7 protein-coding genes are annotated in these 6,047 nt (G+C 67.8%); 2 read left to right on the top strand and 5 right to left on the bottom strand.

Translation table 11 applies throughout. The features are described from left to right. Positions 1-76: 76 nt before the first annotated feature. Positions 77-631, top strand: a complete 555-nt coding sequence (locus ARC23_RS19350) for a hypothetical protein (protein WP_057498699.1) — start codon at positions 77-79, stop codon at positions 629-631. Positions 632-696: 65 nt separating this feature from the next. Here the strand turns inward: ARC23_RS19350 and ARC23_RS19345 are convergent, their stop codons facing one another. Next, positions 697-1,866 (bottom strand): PQQ-dependent sugar dehydrogenase, encoded by a 1,170-nt coding sequence (locus ARC23_RS19345; protein WP_057498698.1) that lies wholly within the window; start codon positions 1,864-1,866, stop codon positions 697-699. A gap of 168 nt (positions 1,867-2,034) precedes the next feature. Between ARC23_RS19345 and yiaA the strand changes: the two genes are divergently transcribed. Then, on the top strand, positions 2,035-2,487 hold the full coding sequence (gene yiaA, locus ARC23_RS19340; protein ID WP_057498697.1) for an inner membrane protein YiaA: 453 nt from the start codon (positions 2,035-2,037) through the stop codon (positions 2,485-2,487). A gap of 108 nt (positions 2,488-2,595) precedes the next feature. Here yiaA and ARC23_RS19335 read toward each other — a convergent pair whose 3' ends face one another. The 4 genes from ARC23_RS19335 to ARC23_RS19320 all read right to left on the bottom strand — a co-directional run bounded on the left by ARC23_RS19335 (position 2,596) and on the right by ARC23_RS19320 (position 5,976). Further along, on the bottom strand, positions 2,596-2,919 hold the full coding sequence (locus tag ARC23_RS19335) for a hypothetical protein (protein ID WP_057498696.1): 324 nt from the start codon (positions 2,917-2,919) through the stop codon (positions 2,596-2,598). Between the two features lie 139 nt (positions 2,920-3,058). After that, positions 3,059-4,354: an APC family permease gene (locus tag ARC23_RS19330; protein ID WP_057498695.1), complete on the bottom strand. Its 1,296-nt coding sequence runs from the start codon at positions 4,352-4,354 to the stop codon at positions 3,059-3,061. Beyond that, a complete protein-coding gene (locus tag ARC23_RS19325) occupies positions 4,351-5,112 on the bottom strand; it encodes a L,D-transpeptidase family protein (RefSeq protein WP_057498694.1) in 762 nt (253 codons plus the stop codon). The genes ARC23_RS19330 and ARC23_RS19325 overlap by 4 nt, the downstream gene beginning before the upstream one ends. Positions 5,113-5,127: 15 nt before the next feature. After that, positions 5,128-5,976, bottom strand: coding sequence for a MurR/RpiR family transcriptional regulator (locus tag ARC23_RS19320; protein WP_057498693.1), 849 nt, complete (start codon positions 5,974-5,976; stop codon positions 5,128-5,130). Positions 5,977-6,047 lie beyond the last annotated feature (71 nt).

Genomic DNA, 6,047 nt, shown 5'->3' with positions numbered 1-6,047 from the left:
CCCCTCCGTCCCCTTTTTGTTGTCCTCACTGCGGCGGCGCTACCATCGGTGTTCTTGAACCGATGGATGCCCGCGCATGCGTACGATCGCTGTGTTGATTCCCGCCCTGTTGCTGGCGGCCTGTTCGCAGCCGGCGCCGCCGGCCGCGCCTGCGGTGGATGCACCGCCGCCGATGGAGGCCAGTGCTGCGGCGACGCCTGCGGCTGAACCGGCGGCGCCGGCTGCCGAACCCGCCGCCGCTGCACCTGCCGCACCGGCAGCCGAGGCGCCCGCCGAAGATGCGCGTGCGCGCATCGAATCGCTGCTCGGCGATGCCGCGCAGTTCGAGAAGGTCTTCAACGCGTTCAAGGCCGCCGTGGTTGGCGGAGATCGCGCTGCGGTGGTCGAGGAAGTGCGGTTCCCCTTGAACATCAGCGGCGGCAAGAAGATCTCCGGCCCCGGAGAGTTCCAGCGCAACTACGAGAAGATCATCACGCCGGAGGTGGTCAAGGCGGTGTCCGAGCAGGATTTCGGCAAGGTGTTCGTCAACCAGCAGGGCGTGATGATCGGCAGTGGCCAGGTGTGGTTGAACGGGACATGCCTGGATCAGGCCTGCACGAAGACCGAGGTGAAGGTCATCACCATCCAATGAATGCAGACGGCCCCGCGTGCGGGGCCGTTTCGCAGGCGCGATGCCGGCCAGCGGCCGGCACGACCTCAGGCCTTCGGCGTCAGCTTCAGCAGGCGTGCCTTGCTGCCGTCTTCCAGCAGCCACAACGCGCCATCCGGGCCCTGTTCCACTTCGCGGATGCGCTCGCCCATGTTGAAGCGCTCGGCTTCACGCGCGCTGTCGCCGTCGAAGGCCACGCGCACCAGCGAGGTCGACGACAGTCCGCCGATGAAGCCGCTGCCCTTCCACTGCGGGAACAGGCTGCCGCTGTAGATCACGAAGCCGGCCGGCGAGATCACCGGCGTCCAGGTCACCTTCGGCGCGGCGAATTCCGGGCGGGTGTCGTGGTCGGGAATCGGGCGGCCGTCGTAATGATCGCCATTGGACACCACCGGGTAGCCATAGTTGGCCCCACGTACGATCAGGTTCAGTTCGTCACCACCGGCCGGGCCCATTTCGTGCGCCCACAACTTGCCGTTGGCGTCGAAGGCCATGCCGAGAATGTTGCGATGGCCCAGCGACCAGACCTGTGCGGCCACGCCGCCCTGCGAGGCGAACGGGTTGTCGGCCGGCAGGCTGCCATCGTCGTTGAGGCGCACGATCTTGCCGAGGTTGCCGCTCATGTCCTGGGCCGGGTCGAACTTCTGCCGCTCGCTGGAGCTGATCCACAGCTTGCCGTCAGGGCCGAAGGCGAGGCGGTGGCCGTAGTGGCCTTCGCCACTGACCTTCGGGCTCTGCCGCCAGATCACCTTCAGGTCCTTGAGCTGGCCGGCACCATTGGCGTCCAGCGCCAGGGTGGCGCGGGCCACGGCGGCGCCGCGGGTGTCGAGCGTGCCTTCCTCGGCATAGCTGAGGTAAACGACATGATTTCGGGCGAAGTCGGGGTGCAGGATGATGTCGCCAAAGCCCCCCTGGCCACCGTAGGCGACCTTCGGAACGCCGGTGATCTCGTGCTTCTGGCCGCTGGCCAGGTCCAGGTGCTGCAGTTTGCCGCGCTTCTCGGTGACCAGCAGGCTGCCATCGGGCAGGAAGGTCATCGCCCACGGCTGGTCGAAACGGCTGACTTCGGTGGCGGTGAACGGGCGCTGGCCGGTGGCGGTGGAAGCTGCGGGCGCAGCAGCCTGGGCGCCGTTGGCGGCCGGGTCGGCGGCGTTGCAGGCGGAGGTGGCGAGGATCGGCACCAGGCCGAGGGCGAGCAGCAGGGGCGTGCGGGTCATGGGTATCTCCAGGGCGGGGATGCGGATGGCCGGGCGTTCCCTTGTATACCACCGGCGCCGTGAGCGTCGTGGCCCGAAGGTCCTGCCACCCCTGTGCGAGCGCAGCGGGATCGTCTAGGGTGGGCACGCCCGGGCAAAGCGTGCCCGCCTGCCTGCCAAGGACCTGCAATGAACACTGCGATACCCCACAAGCCGTCCACTGCCTTCATCGCCGCCTCGTGGGTGGCCCTGCTGCTGGGCGCGGCGGCCTATCTGATCGGCCTGTTCAACGCCGCGATGGCGCTCAACGAGAAGGGCTACTACCTGACCCTGCTGCTGTTCGGCCTGTTCGCAGCGGTATCGCTGCAGAAGAGCGTGCGCGACCGCGTCGAGGGCATTCCGGTCAGCGCGCTGTACTACGCGCTGTGCTGGTTCGCGCTGCTGTCGGCGCTGATGCTGCTGCTGGTTGGGTTGTGGAACGCCACCCTGGCACCGAGTGAGAAGGGCTTCTACGGCATGGCGTATGCACTGTCGCTGTTCGGCGCGGTGGCGGTGCAGAAGAACACCCGCGACCTGATCGCTGCTGGCGGCGGCGAGAGCAAGCGCAGCGCGATCGTGCCGCCACTGCCGGAACAGGAGTGAGCGATCCGGTGTAGAGCCGAGGGTAGGCTCGGCTCAGTCGAGCACGGCTCGGCTCTACCGACGTGGTGCGAGAGCCGAGCGTAGGCTCGGCTCTACAGCAGCATGGCGCTATCGCTTCAACCGCGGATCCGCCAGCTGCGCTTCGTCCCAGCCACGGCGCACCGCATTGCGTGCCTGCGCCCATTCCAGCCGGCTGCGGCCACGCTCGCTGGCCCAGCGCGACTCCAGTTCAGCTTCGACCTGTTCGTAGGCGCGGATCATGTCCTGTGCACGTGCGGCATGGCCGATGCGGTAGGCCGGTTCGTAATCCTCGAAGAACAGCTGGTCGTCGTAGTACGGCTCGGCCGTGTAGCGCTCACGCCAGTAGTTGCTGACCGCGTCGCGCGGCGTGCTGTCGTCCGGTACGCGGCCGGGGATCTGGTATTCGGTCATGGAAGGCTCCGTGGTGGACGAAACCTGAGGGTGCCTGGGGAAGGGTTAACGGCCGGGGCCGGCAGCGTGAAGGGCGGGTCTGTATCGTCGAGCCATGCTCGACTCATGCATCCCAAACCCAGTCGAGCATGGCTCGACTCTACAGATCGGGTTTGCGCGGGAGCTTGTAGATCACCGCGCCGATGGCGAACGCCACCAGTGCAGCGGCGATGTTCTGCCAGCTGGCGCTGGCGAACAGGGCCACGCACAGCAGCAGCGCCAGCACCGGAATCAGCGGCCCACCGGGCAGCTTCAACGCGCCCGGGCGATCGGCGTAGCGCTTGGCCAGTACCAGCACCGCAGCGGCGGTACCGATGTAGGCGAACAGGCGCGTGGTCATCGACAGCAGCGCCAGCTGCACGAACGAGCCGGACAGCGCCAGCCCGAGTGCGATCAGGCCCTGGCACAGGATCGATGCGGCCGGGGTGTGGAAGCGCGGATGCACCTGGGCCAGGATCTTCGGCCCGTAGCCATCGCGTGCCAGCGCGAACAGGAAACGCGGGCCCATCATCATCGTGTTGCTGTTGGTGCCGAGGATGGAGATGGTGGCACCGACGGTCAGGATCAGCGCCAGTGCTTCGCCACCGAATCCAGCGGCGGCATCGGCCAGCGGCGTGGCCGAGCTGGCCAGGCCGGCCAGCGTGCCCTGTGCCACCACCTGCACCGCGCCGTAGATGACGGTGACGGTGATGATCATGGTGATCAGCGCGAACGGAATGTCGCGGCGCGGATTGCGATACTCGCCGGCGGCGGCGGGGATGTTCTCGAAACCGGCGTAGGCGTACAGCAGCAACAACGCGGCCTCGCCCATGCGTTGCAGGTCGTGCGGGTCCGGGCGCTGGCCGGAGAAGGCCAGCTTCGGGTCGATGTAGAACGCACCGATGGCCACGAACAGCAGCAGCGGCAGCATCTTGCCGATCACCAGCACCACGCCGGTGCGCGCGGCCGAACGCACGCCGATGATGTTGATGCCGGTGAGGAAGCCCAGCGACACCACGATCACCGCGACGCGGCCCAGCCCTGCACCGGCCCACGGCCAGAAACGCGCAACCGCGTCGGCCAGTGCGTTGCTGAGCGCAGCGGCCGAGCTGATGCGGGTCAGCCAGATCATCCAGCCGATCTCGAAACCGGCGAAGCGGCCGAAGGCCTCGCGTGCATACAGGTAGCTGCCGCCGGGTTCGTCGAAGTAGCTGGCGGCCTGCGCATAGCACAGCACCAGCAAGGCCACGACGATGCCGGCGGCGACCACGCCCCACAGGCTGAAGGGGCCGAGCAGGGCGACGGTGGCGGCCGGCAGCAGATAGATGCCGCTGCCGATCACATCGTTGATCGACAGGCCGACGATCTGCCAGCGGCTGACCGCGCGCTGCAGCTGCGGTTCGTCCTGCGCGCTCAACGGCCGTCTCCCTTCAGTGCAGGCAGCTGCCACTGCGCCTGCAGTCGCTTGTACTCCGCGCGCGGCAGCAGCACGAAACGCGGCGCGTCCTGCGGCCGCAGCCAGTCCAGCAGGGCCTGCATGCGCGCCTGCGGCATGGCGGTGCAGCCGGCGGTGGCCTCACCCGGCTGGCGCCACAGATGGGCGAAGATGCAGCTGCCCTTGCCGGGCTGGTTGTCCGGGTTGTGGGCAATCACGAAGCCTTCCCGGTAGCGCACGTCGCCCTTGTTGTGCAGGTCCAGCCGCATCGGCTCGGTGGAGCCTGACACGGCTGCCTTGCCCACCTTTTTCGCATCGACGATGCGGTTGTAGAGCGGCGAGGCCGGCACATCCATGCAGTAGCTGCTGTCGAGCATCGGTTGGTACGGCATCGCGGTGCCGGGGCGGGTGACCGCATAGCCGAACGCGCTGCCGAGCGCGAACACGCCGGCCGGGCTGCGGCCGTCGCCTTCGTGCTTCTGCGGACCGTCGGGCTGCGCCGGGTGCAGGCCCAGGCCCCAGGCGCTGCCGGTGCGGCCCAGCGCCACCGGGAACGCCTGCCCCTGCGGGTGCCAGCCCTTGCCGTTGCGCACATAGGCCTGCAGTTGCCCCTGGGTACTGTCCCAGCTTTCGCTGGTGACCACGATCAGCTGGCGTGCGCCATCCAGGGGCGCGGCATGAAGCGATAGTGCGGCGGCAAGCAGCAGCGCAGCGGTGGCAAGACGGACCAGCGATTTCATCAACGGGCGCTCCGGTCAGGAATCCAGCAGGTGGTCGATCCGCTCCAGGTTCACCGCAAGCTGCTGCTGGCGATCCGGATTGGCGTTGCAGAGCAGCACGAACAGGAAATCGAGCAGGGCATGCATGGCGCTACGGTACAGCAGCTGCGCCACCTGCGCCGCGCGATCGTGCGCAGACACCACCAGTGCCGCATCCGCATGCGCGCGCAGCGGGTTGGCGGTGTGGCGGGTGATGGAAATCACCTTGCCACCCATATCCTGGAACTGCCGTGACAGCTGCGAAAGCTGCGGCAGGTTGCCGAACTCGGAGAACACCAACAGTGCATCGCCGGGGCGCGCGGCCGAGAGGTTGGCCAGCATCAGGATCGGGTCGGTGTGCGGCACCACCAGCAGGCCCAGTAGCGACAGCCGCATGGCGAACTCGCGCGCATACAGGCCGTCGTCCCCCAGCCCATACACGAACAGCTTCGGCGCGCCGTCGAGCAGCTGCACGATGCGCTCGATCTCCTCGCGTGGATTGGCCTGGCGTGTTTCCTCTTCGGCCTGTGCCTTGCTGCGCCGCAGGGCCTCGCCCAGGCGCAGGTAGTCATCGGCGCTGTCGGGTTCGCTGGGCGCCTGTTGTGGATCGGCACCGGCGCGGGCGACGTCCTGGCCGATCGAGTACTTCAGGTCCGGGTAGCCCTTGAAGCCGAGCTTCTGGCTGAACTTCACCACGCTGGACTGGCTGATGCCCAATGCGCTGGCCAGTTGCTGTGACGAGTAGTCGCGCAGCAGGTGGGCATTGTCGAGGATGAAGTCGGCGATGCGGCGCTCGATGGCCGACATCTGCCCGCGCTCGGAACGGATCTTCAGCAGGGGCGGCATGCGGGGTGTCCGGGGGTCTGCAAAGGCGTTGCGGTTGGCCGCATAAAGCGAATTATGGGGTGGGTCGGGCG

It is taken from the genome of Stenotrophomonas beteli (assembly GCF_001431665.1).
GTDB lineage: Bacteria > Pseudomonadota > Gammaproteobacteria > Xanthomonadales > Xanthomonadaceae > Stenotrophomonas > Stenotrophomonas beteli.
This window is presented reverse-complemented; position numbering and strand designations above follow the sequence as displayed.

Excerpts from the sequence above, each read along its gene's own strand:
- ARC23_RS19320 (WP_057498693.1), bottom strand. The coding sequence starts at position 5,976 with ATGCCGCCCCTGCTGAAGATCCGTTCCGAGCGCGGGCAGATGTCGGCC.
- ARC23_RS19335 (WP_057498696.1), bottom strand. The coding sequence starts at position 2,919 with ATGACCGAATACCAGATCCCCGGCCGCGTACCGGACGACAGCACGCCG.
- ARC23_RS19350 (WP_057498699.1), top strand. The coding sequence starts at position 77 with ATGCGTACGATCGCTGTGTTGATTCCCGCCCTGTTGCTGGCGGCCTGT.
- yiaA (WP_057498697.1), top strand. The coding sequence starts at position 2,035 with ATGAACACTGCGATACCCCACAAGCCGTCCACTGCCTTCATCGCCGCC.
- ARC23_RS19345 (WP_057498698.1), bottom strand. The coding sequence starts at position 1,866 with ATGACCCGCACGCCCCTGCTGCTCGCCCTCGGCCTGGTGCCGATCCTC.
- ARC23_RS19325 (WP_057498694.1), bottom strand. The coding sequence starts at position 5,112 with ATGAAATCGCTGGTCCGTCTTGCCACCGCTGCGCTGCTGCTTGCCGCC.